Origin of the sequence: Cellulomonas rhizosphaerae, from assembly GCF_003470205.1 — a bacterium.
GTDB lineage: Bacteria > Actinomycetota > Actinomycetes > Actinomycetales > Cellulomonadaceae > Cellulomonas > Cellulomonas rhizosphaerae.
Map to the genome: position 1 here is coordinate 87,517 of NZ_QWKP01000223.1, position 18,014 is coordinate 105,530.

Below are 18,014 nucleotides of genomic sequence, written 5' to 3' on the forward strand. Positions count from 1 at the left end.
CGTCAAGGAGGTTGCCGTGACCGAGCACGACGAGCTGGACCCCACCGAGGCGGCGCGCGCACAGCGCGAGGCCGAGGACGCGCGACGCGAGGCGGACGCGCTGCGACGCGACCGCGAGCGCGACGAGCGCGCCGCACAGAAGGAGACCGAGCGGGCCCGGCGCGACGCCGAGAAGATCGAGCGGACGCGCGCGAAGGACGCCGAGCAGGCCCGACGCGACCAGGAGAAGCGCGACCAGGACGCGGTGAAGGCGGCCGAGACCGCCCGCCGCGACCAGGAGCGGGCCGAACGCGAGCGGGCGAAGGCCGAGGAGAACGCGCAGCGCGAGCGCGAGCGGTCCGCCCGCGACGCCGCTCACGAGGCAGGCCGAGCCCTGCGCGACGCGGCCAAGGCCGAGCGGGCCGCCGCCCTCGCGCAGCAGCGCGCCGCCCGTCAGGCGGAGAAGGCCCGGGCCGAGGCCGACCGCGCGGGCGACGGACCCGGGCCCGACCTCGCAGGCCTGCCGCGCGACCTCGCGGTGTTGTGGCGCGCGCCGGCCCCGGGTCGACGAGGACCGCGCCCGGGCCTGACCGTCGAGCAGATCGCCGACGCCGGCATCGCGCTCGCGGACACCGAGGGGATCGCGGCGGTGTCCATGGCCCGGCTCGCCGAGTCGCTCGGCTTCACCACCATGTCCCTGTACCGCTACGTCTCTTCGAAGGACGAGGTCCTCGCGCTGATGTCCGACCGCGCGGGGGGCCGTCCGCCGCTCGTCGGACCCGAGGTGGGGGACTGGCGCGCACGACTGGAGGTCCTGCTCGGCGAGCAGCGGCCGGTCATCGCCGCGCACCCGTGGCTCGCGCACACCACGTCGGTCCTGCACGCGCTCGGCCCGAACCGGCTCGCGTGGATGGAGGCGATGCTCGCGGCGCTCGACGACACGCCCCTGTCCCCGGCCGACCGGCTCGCGGTAACGGGCACGCTCGCCGCGCACATGCTCGACGAGGCCCGGGTGGCGTCGGCGATCGCCGCCCGGCGCGCCGAGCTGGTCGACGACGACGTCGCGGCGTCGCCCGACGAGCTCGTCCTGCTGCTCGCCGACGAGCAGACCCATCCCTCGCTCGTGGCCGCGGCACGGGCGGGGGCGTTCGCCGCGCCCGACGACGGGGCGCTGCCGTTCGGGACGCGCGTGATCCTGGACGGGATCGAGGCGATGATCGCGCGGGCCTGACGCTGCTCGGCCCCGACGGTCGTCGAGCCGACCACAGCCCCCGGCTCGGGCGGGCTCGTCCACCATTCACCCCGGAAGTCGACACCGATGTCGGAGCCCGGCGGCAGACTCGCCCTATGACCGATGTCGCCCAGGGCAGCGCCGCCCCGTCCGTCCCCCTCGCTGCCTCACCCGCGCCCGGCGCGCGGTGCTTCGGCGACGGCAACCCCCTCTACGAGCGCTACCACGACGAGGAGTGGGGCCTGCCGGTGCACGGCGAGCACGCGCTGTACGAGCGGTTCACGCTCGAGGCGTTCCAGTCCGGCCTCGCGTGGATCACCGTGCTGCGCAAGCGGCCCGCCTTCCGCGAGGCGTTCGCGGGCTTCGACCCCGAGGTCGTCGCGGAGTACGACGAGTCCGACGTCGCCCGCCTGATGGCCGACGCGTCGATCGTGCGCAACCGGGCCAAGATCGACGCCTCGATCGCCAACGCCCGCGCCCTGCGGGACCTGCACGCGGCCGGCGGCACGCTCGACGAGATCCTCTGGTCGTTCGCACCGGACCGCTCAGACTGGGTCCGCCCGTCCAGCTGGGCGGGCCTCCCGGCGACGACGCCGGAGTCGAAGGCGCTCGCCAAGGAGCTCAAGGCGAGCGGCTTCCGCTTCGTCGGGCCGACGACCGCCTACGCGGCTATGCAGGCGTGCGGCGTCGTCGACGACCACCTCGCCACGTGTCCCGTCGTCCTGGCCCGGACGCCGGCGTCGTCCTGACTCTCCTGGCGCGGGACCTGGCGGTCGCCACGTCGCCCTGCAGTGCCGAGCGGTGTCCGACGGCGTCCTGACCAGGCACTCTGCGCCGTCCTTCTCCGGGCACGGCCCGAGGCCTCGTGCCGCTCGCTCGCTCGACACCCGTGCCCGCCCGACCCAGACCACCCGCGGCCGCCCTGGGCTCGTTGCTCCCGGCGGGTGACGTTGCCCGCGCCGAGTTCTGCCGGGTCCCCCTAACGGGCTACTCTGCCGCGCATGACCGATCTGCCCCGTAGCGAGCCCGGCGACGACGCCGCGCGTGCCGCACGTGAGGCGCTGGTCGGATCGGCCGCCCCGGACGCGTCCATCCTCGCGGCCGTCCAGGACGGCCTGATGTCCGTCCCCGCGCCCGCGTCGTGGTTCGACGTCCCGTCGCAGCGCCAGCGCCCCCAGCCCTTCACCCCGCCCCGCCGCCGCGCCTGAGCGCGCCCCACACTCAGCGCCCCGCGCCTCCCGGCCCTCGGCCCCACCCGCCAGGCTGCGTTGTGTTCAGCGTTGATGCCTCTAGGCGTGACCAACGCTGAACACAAGGGTTGACCCGACCGCCCGGGCCGCAGCCCGGACGCCGTCGTCTCAGTGAGTGGGAAACCTTGCCCACGATGCGAGAGCGTGGCTAATCTTCAGCCAACCATCCAGAGCGGCCGAGAGACCTGGCTCATTGACGCCGCAGCAACCCCCTTCGCGACGAGGGTGTGGGTGCTTCCGCCAGGACCGATGGAGTGAACCATGTCGCAGACCTCGTGTCTGAGCACCCTCGGGTCCGCCGCGTGAGCGCCGCGACCGTGGAACCGCGTACCCCGGCGGCACACGCCGCGCCCGCCCTGCGCCCGCTGGCGTCGGTGGACCGGCCGACCGTCTCGTTCGAGCTGTTCCCGCCCCGCAACCCGCACGCCGCGCCTCGGCTGTGGGAGACCATCCGCGCCATCGAGGACGTGCGCCCCGACTTCGTCTCGGTGACGTACGGCGCCTCGGGCAAGACGCGGGAGACGAGCCGCACGCTCGTCACGCAGCTGCTGCGCGAGACGACGCTCAACCCGATCGCCCACCTGACCTGCGTCGGGACCAGCCGCGCCGAGGTGACCGCGATCGTCGAGGAGTTCCTCGACGAGGGCGTGCGCTCGTTCCTGGCGCTGCGCGGCGACCCGCCCGCCGACCAGCCGGACTGGCAGCCGCACCCGGACGGGCTCAACACCGCCGGGGAGCTCGTGGAGCTGCTGCGGGAGATCGAGTCGCAGCGCTGCATCGCGAGCCCGTCGCAGGCCGTGCGTGCCCGCGTGCGCCCGCTGTCGATCTCGGTCGCGGCGTTCCCGCGCGGCAACGCGGCGACCGGCGGCACGCGCGCGCAGGACGTCGCCTCGCTCCTGGCCAAGCAGGAGGCCGGCGCCGACTTCGCGATCACGCAGGTGTTCTTCGACGCCGACGCCTACCTCGGGCTGGTCGCCGAGGCCCGCGAGGCCGGCGTCGTGATCCCGATCATCCCGGGCATCATCCCGACGACCGACCCGGCCCGGCTGCTGCGCGTGCAGGAGCTGACCGGCGTCCCGGTCCCGCGGACGCTCCTCGACCTGCTGGGCAACGCCGACGGCGAGGCCGACCAGCACCGCCGCGGCATCCGCGCCGGGATCGACCTGATCAACGGCGTGCTCGACGGAGGCGCTCCGGGCGTCCACGTCTACACGTTCAACAAGCACCACGCCGCCCTCGACCTCCTCGAGGGCGCGCAGCTGCACGGCGGGGCAGGCACCTCGTCCCGCGCCGCCGCAGCCACCGACCCCGCACCTGCAGCACCGACTACCCCCGAAGGCTGATCTCATGAGCAACGTCCCCCAGTTCCCGGCCGGCTCCGTCCTCGGCTACCCGCGCATCGGGCCGCGTCGCGAGCTCAAGAAGGCCATCGAGGCGTTCTGGGCAGGCAAGACGTCGGCCGACGAGGTCGAGGCCACCGCCGCCGACCTGCGCCGCCGCACCCGCACGCGCCTCGCCGAGCTGGGCCTGCCCACCGACGTCCCGGCGATCCCGAGCGCGTTCTCCTTCTACGACCACGTGCTCGACGCGACCGCCGTCGTCGGCGCCGTGCCGGCCCGCTTCGCCGACCTCGTCACCGACGGCGGCCTGGACCTGGCCGGCTACTCGACCGTGGCCCGCGGCCGCGGCGACGACCTGCCGCTCGAGATGACCAAGTGGTTCGACACGAACTACCACTACCTCGTGCCGGAGATCGGCCCCGAGACGGTGTTCAGCTACTCGAGCGACCGCCCCGTCCGCGAGTTCGCGGAGGCTCTCGCCGAGGGGGTCGTCACGCGCCCCGTCATCGTCGGCCCGGTCACCTACCTGGCCCTGGCCAAGGCCACCGAGGGCTCGCCCGAGGACTTCGCGCCGATCGACCGCCTGCAGGACATCCTCCCGGTCTACGTCCAGCTGCTCTCGGAGTTGGCCGCCGCCGGCGCCACCTGGGTGCAGCTCGAGGAGCCCGCGCTCGTCTCCGACTCGATCGAGGTCCCCGCCGAGCGCCTGCTCGCGGCCGTCGTCGAGGCCTACGGTGTGCTGACCGGCGCGGAGAGCCGCCCGGCGATCTTCGTCGCGGCTCCCTACGGCGACCTGGGTGCGGCCCTGCCGGTCCTCGCAGCCACCGACGTCGAGGCCATCGGCATCGACCTGGTCCGCGGCGACCTCCCGACCGAGGCCGTCCCCGGCCTCGAGACGAAGACGCTCGTCGCCGGTGTGATCGACGGCCACAACATCTGGCGCGCCGACCTCGACGCCAAGCTCGCGATCCTCGAGCGCCTCGAGAACCTGGGCGCGGCGGCGGTCACGGTCGGCACGTCGACGAGCCTGTTCCACGTCCCGCACACCACCGAGGACGAGCCCAACCTCGACGCGACGCTCAAGAGCTGGCTCGCGTTCGCGGACCAGAAGGTGCGCGAGGTCGTCGTGCTCGCCGAGGGCCTGACCGAGGGCCGCGAGGCGATCCACGAGCAGCTCCTCGAGGCCACGGACGCCGTGAACTCGCGCAAGACCGCCCCCGGCGTGGTGCGCCCCGAGGTCCGCGACCGCGTGGCCGCGCTGACCGAGGACGCGTTCAACCGCGGCGACTTCGAGACGCGCAAGAAGGCCCAGGCCGAGCGCCTCGACCTGCCCCCGCTGCCGACGACGACCATCGGTTCGTTCCCCCAGACGCCCGAGATCCGCAAGGCCCGCGCGGCCTTCGTCAAGGGCGAGCTGACCGCCGGGCAGTACGAGGACGAGATGAAGGCGGAGATCGCCCGCGTCGTCGAGCTCCAGGAGCAGATCGGTCTGGACGTGCTCGTGCACGGCGAGCCCGAGCGCAACGACATGGTGCAGTACTTCGCCGAGAACCTCGACGGGTTCTCCGTGACCGAGAACGGCTGGGTCCAGTCGTACGGCTCGCGCTGCACGCGCCCCTCGATCCTGTGGGGCGACGTCTCCCGCCCGGCGCCCATCACGGTGGCGTGGGCGCAGTACGCGCAGTCGCTGACCAGCAAGCACATGAAGGGCATGCTGACGGGCCCGGTCACGATCCTGGCCTGGTCGTTCGTGCGCGACGACCAGCCGCTCGGCGACACGGCCAACCAGGTCGGCCTGGCGCTGCGCGACGAGATCAACGACCTCGAGGCCGCGGGCATCGCGATCATCCAGGTCGACGAGCCCGCGCTGCGCGAGCTGCTGCCTCTGCGCGCCGAGGACCACGCGGCGTACCTGGACTGGTCGGTCCGCTCGTTCCGCCTCTCGACGGCGGGCGTGCGCGAGGACACCCAGATCCACACGCACCTGTGCTACTCGGAGTTCGGCCAGATCATGGGCGCGATCGACGGCCTCGACGCCGACGTGACGTCCATCGAGGCCGCGCGCTCGAAGATGGAGATCCTCGGCGACATCGCCGCGGCGGGCTACCCGCGCGCCGTCGGCCCGGGCGTCTACGACATCCACTCGCCGCGCGTCCCCTCGGAGGCCGAGGTCACCGAGCTGCTTGCCGACGCGGTCAAGGCCATCGCGGTCGACCAGCTCTGGGTCAACCCGGACTGCGGCCTGAAGACCCGCCGCTACGAGGAGGTCACCCCCTCGCTCGAGCGCATCCTGGCGGCGACCCGCACGGTCCGCGCCACGCTCTGACGCGTCCCACCCCGAAGGCCCCGGCTGCCACGTGCGGCCGGGGCCTTCGTGCGTCTCGGCCACCACCGCTAGCCTCGGCGCCATGGCAGGGGCTCGGGCTGGCGGCGGCGTGCTCGAGCTGTTCGCCGGCACCCGCGGGCGGTTCCTCGCGACGATCATGCTCGCCGAGCTCGGCGCGGCGATGCAGGGCATCGCCTACTCGACCGTCCTGCCCGTCGTCGCCGCCGACCTCGACGGCTCCGCGCTGTTCGGCGCGACCCTCGCGGCGGGCAACATCGCCGCGGTCCTCATGCTGTCCGTCACGGGTGCCGTGCTCGGGCGCGTGCGGCCCTCCCGGGTCCTGCTCGCCGGCGTGCTGCTCTACGTCGTCGGCGTCGGGCTCGCCGTCGCCGCCCCGACGATGGCGTGGGTGCTCGCGGGCACGGCCGTGCGCGGCATCGCCGCCGGGCTGCTCGGCGGGTTCGGCACGTCGGCGATCGGCGCGCTGTACGACGAGCGGGAGCGGCCGCGCGTCTTCGGGATCTTCGCGTTCGTCTGGATCCTGCCCTCGATCGTCGGCCCGGCCCTGAACGCGGTGGTGACCGAGGCCGTCGGATGGCGGTGGGCCGTCGCGTGGCCGGCGATCCTGGTCGTCGGCGCCCGGTTGCTGATGGGCCGCTACGTCAAGGCGGTGCCGTGGACGCGCGGCGGGCAGTCGACCCAGCTCGGGACCGGGCTGCTGGTCGCGGCGGGCCTCGCGGTCGGCGCCTGGGGGTCCGGCCACGGCGGGCCCGTCGGTGCGACCGCGCTCGTCGTGGGGCTCGTCGTCGCTGCGGGTGGCTTCGTCGCCTTCGTCGTGCGCGGCTCGGCCCACGACCGCGCACCGGTGCGGGCGCTGCTCGCGTTCGGGGTGACCTGCGCCGCGTTCTTCGGCATGTACGAGCTGCTCGCGCTCGCCGTCGTCGAGGGGCTCGACCAGTCGCTGTGGTGGGCCTCGGCCTCGCTGACCGGCGGTCTGCTCGGGTGGTCGATCGCCGGGCTGCGTCCCCGACCGGCAGCCCGACCCGACCGAGCGCTCGTGGGTGTCCTCCTCGTGCTCGCCGGCGTCGCGGGGGTGGTCGTGGCGCTCGCCGGACCGCACGCCGCGCGCTCGCTCGCCCTCGTCGTCGGGTTCTCGATCGCGGCGGGCATCGGCATGGGCCTTGCGTACCCCCTGCTCAGCGCCGCGCCGTTCGACGTGAGCGCCCCCGAGCGCACGACGGTCGTGGGGCCGCAGATCGCGTTCGCCGAGGTCGCCGGGACCGCGTGGGCGACCCTGCTGGGCGGGGGTGCGTACTCGCTCGCGGCCGCGGACCACCCGCCCGCGCGCGCCGTCCTCGTCGCCTACCTGGCGGTGTCGGTCGTCGCGATCGCCGCCGTCGTCACGGTCGCACGCCGACGCATCTCGCCCCTCTCGTGACGGGAGACCCCGCCTGAGATCCCTCGGACGGCACTCCACGTGACGCGCACGCCAGGTGGGGCGGGAACGGTCGCGCTAGCGTCGGACCGGTGACGATCTTCGACACCGTCCCCCTCGCCGAGCTGCGGCAGCGCACCAGCATCAAGTGGAGCCACTACGCGCCCGACGTCCTGCCCTGCTGGGTCGCCGAGATGGACGTCCCGCAGGCGGAGCCCGTGATCCGCGCCGTCACCGACGCGATGGTCGCCGGCGACACCGGGTACGACACCCCGACCGCCTACGCCGAGGCGTTCGCGCCCTTCGCGCTCGAGCGGTTCGGATGGACCGTCGACGTAGCGGCCGCGCGCACCGTGCCCGACGTGATGACGGGCATCGTCGAGGTGATCCGTCTGTGCACCGATCCGGGCGACGCGGTCGTCATCAACCCGCCGGTCTACCCGCCCTTCACGCAGTTCCTCGAGCATGCCGACCGCCGCGTCGTGCCGGTCCCGCTGCGAGGCGCGCGGCTCGACCTCGCCGCGCTCGAGGAGGCGTTCGCGACCGCCACGGCCGGCGGCCGACGCGCGGCCTACCTGCTGTGCCACCCGCACAACCCGACCGGCACCGTGCACACCGTGGACGAGCTGCGCGCCGTCGGCGAGCTCGCGCGGGCCGCTGGCGTCGCGGTCGTCGCCGACGAGGTGCACGCGCCCCTCGTGCTCGACGGCACCTTCGTCCCCGCCGCGACGGTCATCCCCGAGGCGATCGCCCTGCACTCGGCGTCGAAGGCCTTCAACCTGGCCGCGCTGCGCGCCGCCGTGGCGGTGCCGGGGACGGCAGCCGTCGACCGGCTGGCCCGCATGTCCGACGTGGTGGCCGACGGCGTCATGCACCTCGCGACGCTCGCACACGCCGCGGCGTACCGCGAGTGCGGAGCGTGGCTCGACACACTGCTCGAGGACCTGCGGACGAACCGTTCACTGCTGCAGAGGCTGCTGGCGGAGCAGGTAACGTCGGCGCGCTGGGAGCCCGGCTCCGGCACCTACTTCGCGTGGATCGACCTGCGGCAGCTCGGAGACGACCCGGCCGGGACGCTGCTGCGTGAGGCCCGGCTCGCCGTCAACCCCGGCACGACGTTCGGACCGGAGGGAGCGGGCTTCGTGCGGCTCAACTTCGCAGCGTCGACCGCCACGATCACCGAGGCGGTGCGCCGCATGTCCGGCGTGCTGCACGGGTGACGGCTCAGACGCTCGCGACTGCGTCGATCGCCTCGACGATCCGCACGTCCGCGTCCAGCCACGGCACGGTCAGCCAGTGCCCGGCGGCCAACCACCGGACCTCGTCGTGCTCCACCAGTGGAGCGGGGACGCCGCCGGCCAGCTCCGCGTACCAGAGCCGCATCACGTACTTCTCGGTGAGCCGCCAGGCGCCCTCGTCGGGCCCGACGACCTCCGCGCCCAGGCGGACGCGGACCCCGAGCTCCTCACGAAGCTCGCGGTGCAGCGCGTCGACCGGGTCCTCGTCGACCTCGACCTTGCCGCCCGGGAACTCCCACCGTCCCGCGAGCGACGCGGGGACGGCACGGCGAGCAGCGAGCAGTGCTCGGGGATCGTCGAGGTCGTCCACGATGGCGGCCGCGACGACGAGCACCGGTTCAGTCATGCGCGCGAGTCTGCCAGGGTGCGAGCCTGGCGCGAGAGGGGGGTCAGCGGATGCCGTGCTCGATCGCCCAGGCCACGGCCTCGGAGCGGGTCGAGACACCGATCTTGCGGTAGACGCTCCGGACCTGGGACTTCACGGTGTTGCGCGTGACGAACAGGCGGGTGGCGATCTCCTCGAGGGTGACGTCCTCGCCGAGCTCGGCCAGGACGACGCGCTCGCGGCGCGTCAGGGAGACGGTGGCGGCCGACGTCGGCTGCTCGCTCGTGTCCAGGATGGTCATGATGTCCTCCGGTTCTGACGTGTTCCCGGCCTGCGCCGGGCCCACGGTGGGGCTGAGTACCGGATGAGAGCGGGTGAGAAGGTGGTTATGACGCCACTTTCGAAACCTGTCTCGTCGTGCCTCGTTGCCCCCACCGCGGCGTGTGTTCTGCCGTCAACAATGAACCGAGTCCCTCGAGGTAGATACACCGAGCCCTGGATCTAGCGACCATTCACTCTATCGGGCCGTGACGATTCCCCCGTATGCCGTAATCCCCCGTGCGAGGTCTCAGCCCGCGGACTGAGCCGCGTAGGCCTCCGCCGTGAGGACCGGGCCGGTCTCGGCGACGTCGACCTTGAGGAGCCAGCCGGCGCCGAACGGGTCGGAGTTGACCAGCGACGGGTCGTCGATCGCGGCCTGGTTGACCTCGGCCACGGTGCCGCTCACGGGGGAGAAGAGCTCGGAGACCGACTTGGTCGACTCGATCTCGCCGATCACGGAGCCCGCCGTGAGGGACTCGCCGACGGCCGGCAGCTCGAGGTAGACGATGTCGCCGAGCGCGTCGGCGGCCACCGAGGTGATGCCGATCGTCGCGGGCGACGCGTCGTCGAGCCACTCGTGCTCGACGGTGTAGTGCAGGTGGGCGGGCAGCTCGACGGTCATGAGGCTTCTCTCTCGGCGTTCAGGCTGGGCAGGGGACTGACTCGGACTACCGAGGACGACGGTAGAAGGGAAGAGGCACCACGCGCACCTGTTCTCCGCGACCGCGCACGTCGACGAGCAGCTCGGTGCCCTCCGCGGCGTGCTCGGGGGACACGTAGGCCATCGCGACCGGGTGGCCGAGCGTGGGCGACGGGGCGCCCGAGGTGACCTCGCCGACGACGGTGCCGTCCGGCGTCGTCACGGGGTAGCCGTGCCGCGCGGCTCGTCGGCCCAGACCCTGCAGCCCGACGAGCTGGCGCGTGGGCTGCGCCTCGCCGCGCGCGGCCAGGGCGTCGCGGCCGACGAACGGCACGGGGTTGCCCTCGTCGTCCACCTTGTCGAGCTTGACCACGCGGCCCAGCCCGGCGTCGTGCGGGGTCGTCGTGCGGTCGAGCTCGTTGCCGTACAGGGGCATCCCGGCCTCGAGGCGCAGGCTGTCGCGCGCCGAGAGCCCGGCGGGGACGAGGCCCAGCGGCGTGCCGGCCTCGAGCAGCGCGGACCACAGCGCGGGCGCCTGCTCGGCGGGCACGAACAGCTCGAAGCCGTCCTCACCTGTGTAGCCGGTCCGGGCCACGAGCGCGTCGATGCCCGCGACGGTCGCGTCGACCGCGGCGTAGTACTTGAGGGCGCTCACCGCCTCGGCCTGGGGGGTCAGGCTCGTGACGATCTGCTCGGCGAGCGGGCCCTGCACCGCGACGAGCGCGGTGGCCAGCGAGCTGTCCGTCAGCACGGCGACGCCGCTGAGCCGCTCGACGAGGGCCTCGCGCACCACCTCGACGTTCGAGGCGTTCGCGACGACGAGGTAGCGGTCCTCGGTGAGGCGGTAGACGACGAGGTCGTCGATCACGCCTCCGTCCTCGGCGCAGATCATCGTGTAGCGGGCGCGGCCCGGCGCGAGCGCGGAGAGGTTCCCGACGAGCGCGCCGTCGAGCGCGCGCCCGGCGTCGGGCCCGCTGATCTCGAGCTCGCCCATGTGGGACAGGTCGAACAGGCCGGCGGCGGTGCGCACGGCCTGGTGCTCGGCGATGTCCGAGGAGTAGCGCAGCGGCATCTGCCAGCCGGCGAAGCTCGTCAGGGCGGCGCCCAGCGCGACGTGCTCGTCGTGCAGGGGGGACAGGACGTCGGTCATCTGGCTCTCCTTCATTCGGCGTACGCCTCGACCGGCGGGCAGGAGCAGACGAGGTTGCGGTCGCCGCGGGCTCCGTCGATGCGGCGCACGGGCGGCCAGTACTTGCCCGCACGCAACGACGCGACGGGGAACGCAGCGGTCTGCCGTCCGTACGCGTGCTCCCAGACGTCCGACGATACCGACGCGGCCGTGTGCGGGGCGCCGCGCAGCGGGGAGTCCTCGACGGGCCAGGTGCCGTCGGCGACCTGGTCGATCTCCTGGCGGATCGCGACCAGCGCGTCGACGAAGCGGTCCAGCTCGCCCAGGTCCTCGGACTCGGTCGGCTCGATCATGAGCGTGCCCGCGACCGGGAAGCTGAGCGTCGGGGCGTGGAAGCCGTAGTCCATGAGCCGCTTGGCGACGTCCTCGGCCGTGACGCCCGTGGTGCGGGTGATCTCGCGGATGTCGAGGATGCACTCGTGCGCGACGAGGCCCGCGGGGCCGGTGTAGAGCACGGGGAAGTGCTCGTGCAGGCGCGTGGCCAGGTAGTTCGCGCCCAGGACCGCGGTCTCGGTCGCGGTCCGCAGGCCGTCCGGACCCATGAGCGCGACGTACGCCCACGAGATCGGCAGGATGCCGGCCGATCCCCACGGGGCCGCGCTGACCGGGGCGACCGCGTTGGTCGCGCCCGGCGTCGGGTCGCCCGGCAGGTAGGGCGCGAGGTGCGCCGCGACCGCGACCGGGCCGACGCCCGGGCCGCCGCCGCCGTGCGGGATGCAGAACGTCTTGTGCAGGTTGAGGTGGCTGACGTCGCCGCCGAACTCGCCCGGCCGCGCCAGGCCGACGAGCGCGTTGAGGTTGGCGCCGTCGATGTACACCTGCCCGCCCGCGGCGTGGACCAGGTCGCACACCTCGCGGACGTGCTCCTCGTAGACGCCGTGCGTGGAGGGGTAGGTGATCATGATCGCCGCGACGGCCGGGCCGTGCTGCTCGAGCTTGGCGCGCAGGTCGTCGAGCTGGATCTCGCCGTCGTCGGCCGTGGCGACCACGACGACGCGCATGCCCGCGAGCGCGGCCGATGCCGCGTTGGTGCCGTGCGCGCTCGCCGGGATGAGGCAGATGTCGCGCGCCTCGCCGTTGGCCTCGTGGAACGCCTTGATCGCCAGGAGACCCGCGAACTCGCCCTGCGAGCCGCCGTTCGGCTGGACGCTGACCGCGGCGTAGCCCGTGATCTCGGCGAGCCAGTCCTGCAGCTGGGTGACGAGCTCGGCGTAGCCCTGGGTCTGGTCGGCCGGGGCGTACGGGTGGATGCTCGCGAACTCGGGCCAGGAGATGGGCTCCATCTCGACCGTGGCATTGAGCTTCATGGTGCACGAGCCGAGCGGGATCATCGTGCGGTCGAGCGCCAGGTCCTTGTCCGAGAGCTTGCGCAGGTAGCGCAGCATCGCGGTCTCGGAGCGGTGCAGGTGGAAGACCGGGTGGGTGAGGTACGCGTCGGTGCGGCGGGCCCACGCCGGGAGCTCGCTCCCCGCCGCGATGGGCGAGTACGCGAAGGCCCCGTTGTGGACCGTGAAGCCCCCATCCGTGCTGGTGTAGTCCGACGGGCCGTCGCCGGACGGGACGTCGGTGACCCCGGCATCCACGAACGCGAGGAACGCCTCGAGCACGTGGTCGTCGGTCGTCGCCTCGTCGAGGCTGGCCTGGACGTGGTTCCCGTCAGGCGCCCAGAGGTTGATGCCGCGTCGGTTCGCGGCCTCGACGACCGCTCGCGCCTGACCGGGCACCTCCGCGCGGATGGTGTCGAAGAAGGCCTCGTGCTCGACCGCCACGCCGACGCTGCGCAGCCGCGCGGCCAGGGTGCTGGCGTGGCCGTGCACGCGCTCGCCGATCGCCCGCAGGCCGTCGGGGCCGTGGTAGACCGCGTACATCGACGCGACGATCGCGAGCAGCGCCTGCGCGGTGCAGATGTTGCTCGTCGCCTTCTCGCGGCGGATGTGCTGCTCGCGGGTCTGCAGCGCGAGGCGGTAGGCGGCGGCGCCGTCGGCATCGATGCTGACGCCGACCAGGCGACCCGGGAGCATGCGCTCGAGGCCGGTGCGGACCGCCATGAACGCGGCGTGCGGGCCGCCGCCGAACAGCGGGACGCCGAAGCGCTGGGCGGACCCGACCGAGACGTCCGCGCCGAGCGTGCCCGGGCTGGTCAGGAGCGTGAGCGCGAGCAGGTCGGCGGCGACGGTGACGAGCGCGCCCCTGGCCTTCGCGGCCGCGATCACGGGTGCGAGGTCGCGCACCTCGCCGGATGCGGCGACCTGCTGGACGACGATGCCGATGAGGTCGCCCTCGACGTCGGGCAGCCCCTGGCTCAGGTCCGCGACGACGACCGGCAGGCCGATGGCCTCGGCGCGACCGAGCGTGACGGCGAGCGACTGCCCGAACAGCTGGTCGTCGAGGACCACGGTGCCGGCCTTGTTGCGCTGGCCGCGCCACATGAGGGCGACGGCCTCGGCGACCGCGGTGGCCTCGTCGAGAAGCGAGGCGTTGGCGATGTCCAGGCCGGTGAGGTCGGTGACCATCGTCTGGAAGTTGAGCAGCGCCTCGAGGCGGCCCTGGCTGATCTCCGGCTGGTAGGGCGTGTAGGCCGTGTACCAGGCGGGCGACTCGAGCACGTTGCGGCGGATCACCGCGGGCGTGATCGTGTCGGAGTAGCCCTGACCGATCATCGAGGTGAGGACCTGGTTCTTGCTCGCGATGGTGCGCAGCGCGGCCAGCACCTCGACCTCGCTGCGCGCGGCGGGCAGGTCCAGCGGGCGGCCGCTGCGGATCGACTCGGGCACGGCCGCGTCGATGAGCGCGTCGAGGCTCTCGTAACCGACCGTCGCGAGCATGCGGGCGGTCTCGGTCCCGCGCGGGCCGATGTGGCGGTCCGCGAAGTCGACGGCTGCGGGCGTGTGCTCGACGGCGGTGGTGGGGACCGACTCGGCCTTGATCGCCGGGATGAACTGGGGATTCGTCACGTGCTGCTCCGCTGGGGGCTCGCCCGACTGACGTCGGGGCGGACGGTGGGCTCCCCGCTCTGTCATCCGTGTGCGGGCACACGACCTGAGAGTTTTGCCGGTCCGCCACGCCCTCTCGGGGCTTCGGGGCGCGCCGGCTTGCACCGTCGGTGGGCCCGTTGCCGGGCCGCTTTCCAGAGTTGCCTCGCCGCGGCGGTACAGGGGCCTGAGAGTTTCCCGGGGAGGTTTCTCCTTCGGCGTCCCGCCACACGCGCGGGATCTCTCCCGCCGCGGTTCGAGCAGCGTGTTCAGTTGTGCGGCCAGGGTACCGGGCGCCGGCGCCCGCCGTCGCGTGCGGTCCACGGGGTGGCGTCGCGGGGTCATCGACGCAGGGGAGACGTGCCGAGGAACCCCCGCAGGTGCTCGGCGAGCACCCGCACCTGGACCGCGCTCGCGCCGCCCGCGCCACCTGTCGGGCGCCGGCTCGGGCAGACGACGACCTGCGCCCCGCTCACCAGCGAGATCGCGACCCCGTGCATCGCAAGCGTGCCGCAGGACGCCGGGGTCTCGTCGATCGACCGGACGTCACGCCAGTCGACGCGGACCAGCCGGGACGCGTCCCGGCCGCCGTCCCAGAGCTCGACCCCCCGGCGCGACCAGGCCATCACCAGTGCGGCCGGTGCTCGCGGGAGGATCCGGTCGATGCCGAGCGCCGCGAGGTTCTCGCCGAGGGACTCATCGGCCCAGACGGCCGCGACGTCCCAGCCGCGACGCCTGACCGCCACGCGGCGCACCCGGCCGCGGTTCGCGCCGACGAGGAGCAGGAGGATCGCGGCCACGAGGAGAACTCCGCCGCCGGTGTACGCGAGGTCGGTCCGGAGGATCGGCAGCAGCTCCTCTCGCGGTCTTCCGACCAGCCCGAAGATGCACCCGGCGATCCAGGCCGCCGGCGGTCGCGAACGGGACGAGCCACGGCGGTCGTTCCTTCTTCATGCGTGCTCCTCTGCAACGGTGTCGCTGTGGGTGTCGCTGGGGGTGTCGCTGTGGGTGTCGCTCTGGACGTCGACCGAGTCGACGATGGTGTCGAAGAGGTCGAGGAAGGCCTCGGCCGCGTCGACGAGCGGGGTGCTGAACGTGAGCAGGACGATCTCGTCAGCTCCCGTCAGGTCCATCCAGTAGTCGGCGCGGAGCGCCCGGGCGTCGGGCATCGGAGGGTCGGGCGCGGACCGGTCGACCCACGTCCGGCGGAGCAGGGACCCGCGGTCGGCGACCACCAGCTCGAGGTCGGTCGACGGCTCGCCCGCGAACGCCCGCTCGAGCGCCTCCAGCTCGCCCCCGCCCGAGCGGGGCACCCGGTAGATCGCGAGCGCGGCCGGGAGCCGCACGTCGCCGACCTGCATGAGCGAGATGGCCAGCAGGAACGCGCCCGCCCGGGCTGCGTCGCGCGCCTGCCTCCCGAGCGCCGCCCTGACCTCGGCTCGTAGGGCAGCCCGGTCGTCCCCGCGGCCGACCTGCCGGGCGACCAGCGCGGCGATCGAGCGCTCGCGGGCGCGCTTGGAACGCACGTCGACGATCCACCACTCGTCCGGGAGGTAGATCGCGAGGGGTGTCGCCGCGGACTCGGTCATCCGCGGGCCCCCAGCCGGAGCTCACGACGCGCGTCACCGGCGGGGTCACTGTGCAGGCCACCGAAGGCGTGCTGGGTGCCGGTCGCGAACTTCTCGTCGGTCGTCGCCGCATCCGCGACGTCCTGCGGTCCGAGCAGGGCATCGGCAGCGGTCAGCCCGTAGGCGCCCGCCGCGGCGCGGCGCCAGCGCAGCGAGCTGCTGACGGCCGCAGCGGTGTCGGGCGAGGCTGCGACAAGGACCGGCGATATCCGCTTCACGCTGTCGAGGTCCTTCGCGAGCTCCGGATCGCCCAGCATCCGCACCGCGAATGTCGCCCCGCGGCTGTCTGCCCACCACTCGCGCAACGGCTTGGTCCTGAACCGCTCGGTGCCTTCACGGACCGCACGGAACTCGATGCGCGGATCGAACATGTCGCGGAACGCCTTCCGGCCGCTCGCGGCCGTCATCGCCTCTCGCGCGGCGGTCCTCGACATCACCGGGGCATCCCCCAGCAGCGCACGCATCACGTCCTGCGAGCTGCCGACTCTCGGCACCCCGGCCGGACGGAGGTGAGGCGCCTTCGCGGCGATGACGCCTGCCTCGTGACGAGCGGTACCCGCCGCGACCTTGGTCGTGGTGCGAGCCATCGCTCCGGCGCCCTTGCCGAGACCGCCAGGGATCAGACCCACCGCGTCCCAGCCGACGTCCCCCCAGGTCACGTCGTCATCCGATGCCGCGAGGACGATGTCAGCAGCCAGCTTCACCGCTGCCGCGAGGAGGGCTGCCAGGACCAGCACCTCGCCGAGGCCCGGCACCCAGCAGAAGAGCAACGCGAGCCATCCGCACACGTTGGCGACCACGTCCGCGACCGCGGCGATCGTCGTCAGGACGGCCTTGCCCCAGTCCTGCCACCACCCGTCGTCGAGCCCGTCGTGCAGGGAGTCGCGGATCGCGACCGCCGCGGTCTCGGCGGCCGCGTCGCGAGCCTGCACCGCGCGCTCGAGGTCGGCCCGCGCCGCGTCCAGCGCGCGGTCGGCCACGTCCTGGTCGGCACGCGCCCGCTCGAGCTCCCGGGTCCGGGCGGGCAGGTCGTCGGGCGTCGCCGACTCGAGGGCAGCCCGAGCCGCGACGACCCGGGCCTCGGCGTCCTGGCGTTCGTCGTCGGCGCCCCGCCCGGCCCGCAGTGCCGCGTGGGCTGCACCCTGCGCCGCGTCCAGGCGGACGGCGTAGGCACCCAGTGCTCGCCCGACCGCCGCGTACCGCCCACGAGCGCGGCCGATCTGGTCGGCGACGTCACCGGCCTTGGTCGCGATCCCCGCGACCGCCTCCGAGGCGTCGTGGCGCTGGGCGGCGATCTCGCGCAGACGGGCGGCCGCGGTCGCGATGGCGAGCGCGACGTCCTCGTACCGCTCGGACGCCCGGCGCACGGCACGTGGGTCGCCGGGGACGGGATCGGCGGCCGCGAGGGGGAACCACGACTCGCTCACGCGTCCCCCCGGAGCACTGCGGCGAACTGCAGGTCGAGGTCCTCGAACGCGCCGCCGACCCCGTCGCACGACTGCGCCAGGGAGGCGACGTCCTGGACCATCTCCGCGCGCCGGTCGTCCCAGCCGTGCGCGAAGTCGCGGACCGCGGCGGCCAGCTCGTCGTGCCCGACGTGCTCCGCGACCGCGTCGCTGTTCGCGTCCGCCGCGTCGAACTCGGCCGCGACGGCCCGCAGCGCGGAACCCGCCTCGCGCAGGCCGTCGGTGTCGACGGTCAGCCGGTCACCCATGCGTCGCCCCCTCGTCGCCCGTGGGTCAGCCGCGCAGCGCGGACGCGAGCTGCTTGTCGGTGTCCTCGAGGGCGTCCGACGCCTTACGCAGGTAGTCGCCGAGGCTCGACAGGCCGCCCATCAGCTCGGTCGCTCCGTGCGTGAACTTCCGGTACGACTCGCCGAACGTCACCGACGCCTGGTCGGTGACGAATCCGGAGGAGATCAGCCCCTCGATGAAGCCCTTGAGCTCGTTGAGCTTGGTCGTGATGTCGTCCTGACCCGTGCTGAGCCGCGTCGCCGCGTCGCGCATCTCGGAGTAGGAGACGTTGAGGTTGGCCATGGTTCCTCCTGGTGGTCCGTGCGGCGGAGGTCTCCGCCTGGCTG

17 protein-coding genes and 2 riboswitches are annotated in these 18,014 nt (G+C 73.6%); of the genes, 7 read left to right on the plus strand and 10 right to left on the minus strand.

Going from position 1 to position 18,014, the window contains the following annotated elements; genetic code table 11:
- Window positions 1-16 precede the first annotated feature (16 nt).
- From D1825_RS17555 to D1825_RS17585, 7 genes are all read left to right on the plus strand, one after another.
- On the plus strand, window positions 17-1,210 hold the full coding sequence (locus tag D1825_RS17555; RefSeq protein ID WP_158580771.1) for a TetR/AcrR family transcriptional regulator: 1,194 nt from the start codon (window positions 17-19) through the stop codon (window positions 1,208-1,210).
- A 116-nt stretch (window positions 1,211-1,326) separates the two neighbouring features.
- Window positions 1,327-1,959 (plus strand): DNA-3-methyladenine glycosylase I, encoded by a 633-nt coding sequence (locus tag D1825_RS17560; protein WP_118768709.1) that lies wholly within the window; start codon window positions 1,327-1,329, stop codon window positions 1,957-1,959.
- A gap of 252 nt (window positions 1,960-2,211) precedes the next feature.
- A complete protein-coding gene (locus tag D1825_RS17565) occupies window positions 2,212-2,418 on the plus strand; it encodes a hypothetical protein (RefSeq protein WP_118768710.1) in 207 nt (68 codons plus the stop codon).
- Window positions 2,419-2,620: 202 nt separating this feature from the next.
- Window positions 2,621-2,716: riboswitch (SAM riboswitch) on the plus strand.
- A gap of 46 nt (window positions 2,717-2,762) precedes the next feature.
- A complete protein-coding gene (locus tag D1825_RS17570; RefSeq protein WP_118768781.1) occupies window positions 2,763-3,803 on the plus strand; it encodes a methylenetetrahydrofolate reductase in 1,041 nt (346 codons plus the stop codon).
- Between the two features lie 4 nt (window positions 3,804-3,807).
- Window positions 3,808-6,126 carry a 5-methyltetrahydropteroyltriglutamate--homocysteine S-methyltransferase gene (metE, locus tag D1825_RS17575; RefSeq protein ID WP_118768711.1) on the plus strand — a complete coding sequence of 773 codons (2,319 nt, stop codon included), beginning with the start codon at window positions 3,808-3,810 and terminating at the stop codon, window positions 6,124-6,126.
- 82 nt (window positions 6,127-6,208) lie between these two features.
- Window positions 6,209-7,564 (plus strand): MFS transporter, encoded by a 1,356-nt coding sequence (locus D1825_RS17580; protein WP_118768712.1) that lies wholly within the window; start codon window positions 6,209-6,211, stop codon window positions 7,562-7,564.
- 89 nt (window positions 7,565-7,653) lie between these two features.
- On the plus strand, window positions 7,654-8,781 hold the full coding sequence (locus D1825_RS17585) for a MalY/PatB family protein (protein ID WP_199721635.1): 1,128 nt from the start codon (window positions 7,654-7,656) through the stop codon (window positions 8,779-8,781).
- A gap of 4 nt (window positions 8,782-8,785) precedes the next feature.
- On the opposite strand, the gene D1825_RS17590 is transcribed toward D1825_RS17585, so the two are convergent.
- From D1825_RS17590 to D1825_RS17635, 10 genes are all read right to left on the minus strand, one after another.
- On the minus strand, window positions 8,786-9,205 hold the full coding sequence (locus D1825_RS17590; protein WP_118768713.1) for a (deoxy)nucleoside triphosphate pyrophosphohydrolase: 420 nt from the start codon (window positions 9,203-9,205) through the stop codon (window positions 8,786-8,788).
- Window positions 9,206-9,248: 43 nt separating this feature from the next.
- Window positions 9,249-9,485, minus strand: coding sequence for a LuxR C-terminal-related transcriptional regulator (locus D1825_RS17595; protein ID WP_118768714.1), 237 nt, complete (start codon window positions 9,483-9,485; stop codon window positions 9,249-9,251).
- Window positions 9,486-9,752: 267 nt separating this feature from the next.
- Complete coding sequence (gene gcvH / locus D1825_RS17600) at window positions 9,753-10,127, minus strand: glycine cleavage system protein GcvH (RefSeq protein ID WP_118768715.1); 375 nt, start codon at window positions 10,125-10,127, stop codon at window positions 9,753-9,755.
- Window positions 10,128-10,173: 46 nt separating this feature from the next.
- The gene (gene gcvT / locus D1825_RS17605) at window positions 10,174-11,295 is read right to left on the minus strand and encodes a glycine cleavage system aminomethyltransferase GcvT (RefSeq protein WP_118768716.1); all 1,122 of its coding nucleotides are present in this window, start codon (window positions 11,293-11,295) and stop codon (window positions 10,174-10,176) included.
- An 11-nt stretch (window positions 11,296-11,306) separates the two neighbouring features.
- Entirely contained in the window at window positions 11,307-14,261 is a 2,955-nt protein-coding gene (gene gcvP, locus D1825_RS17610) for an aminomethyl-transferring glycine dehydrogenase (RefSeq protein WP_233549978.1), read from the minus strand.
- Window positions 14,262-14,471: 210 nt separating this feature from the next.
- A riboswitch (glycine riboswitch) is annotated at window positions 14,472-14,565 on the minus strand.
- A gap of 82 nt (window positions 14,566-14,647) precedes the next feature.
- Window positions 14,648-15,106, minus strand: a complete 459-nt coding sequence (locus D1825_RS17615; RefSeq protein ID WP_118768718.1) for a hypothetical protein — start codon at window positions 15,104-15,106, stop codon at window positions 14,648-14,650.
- A 150-nt stretch (window positions 15,107-15,256) separates the two neighbouring features.
- Entirely contained in the window at window positions 15,257-15,895 is a 639-nt protein-coding gene (locus D1825_RS17620; RefSeq protein ID WP_118768719.1) for a hypothetical protein, read from the minus strand.
- A complete protein-coding gene (locus D1825_RS17625; RefSeq protein WP_118768720.1) occupies window positions 15,892-17,361 on the minus strand; it encodes a hypothetical protein in 1,470 nt (489 codons plus the stop codon). The genes D1825_RS17620 and D1825_RS17625 overlap by 4 nt, the downstream gene beginning before the upstream one ends.
- On the minus strand, window positions 17,358-17,648 hold the full coding sequence (locus D1825_RS17630; RefSeq protein ID WP_118768721.1) for a hypothetical protein: 291 nt from the start codon (window positions 17,646-17,648) through the stop codon (window positions 17,358-17,360). The genes D1825_RS17625 and D1825_RS17630 overlap by 4 nt, the downstream gene beginning before the upstream one ends.
- A gap of 25 nt (window positions 17,649-17,673) precedes the next feature.
- Window positions 17,674-17,970, minus strand: a complete 297-nt coding sequence (locus D1825_RS17635) for a WXG100 family type VII secretion target (RefSeq protein WP_118768722.1) — start codon at window positions 17,968-17,970, stop codon at window positions 17,674-17,676.
- Between the last annotated feature and the right edge of the window lie 44 nt (window positions 17,971-18,014).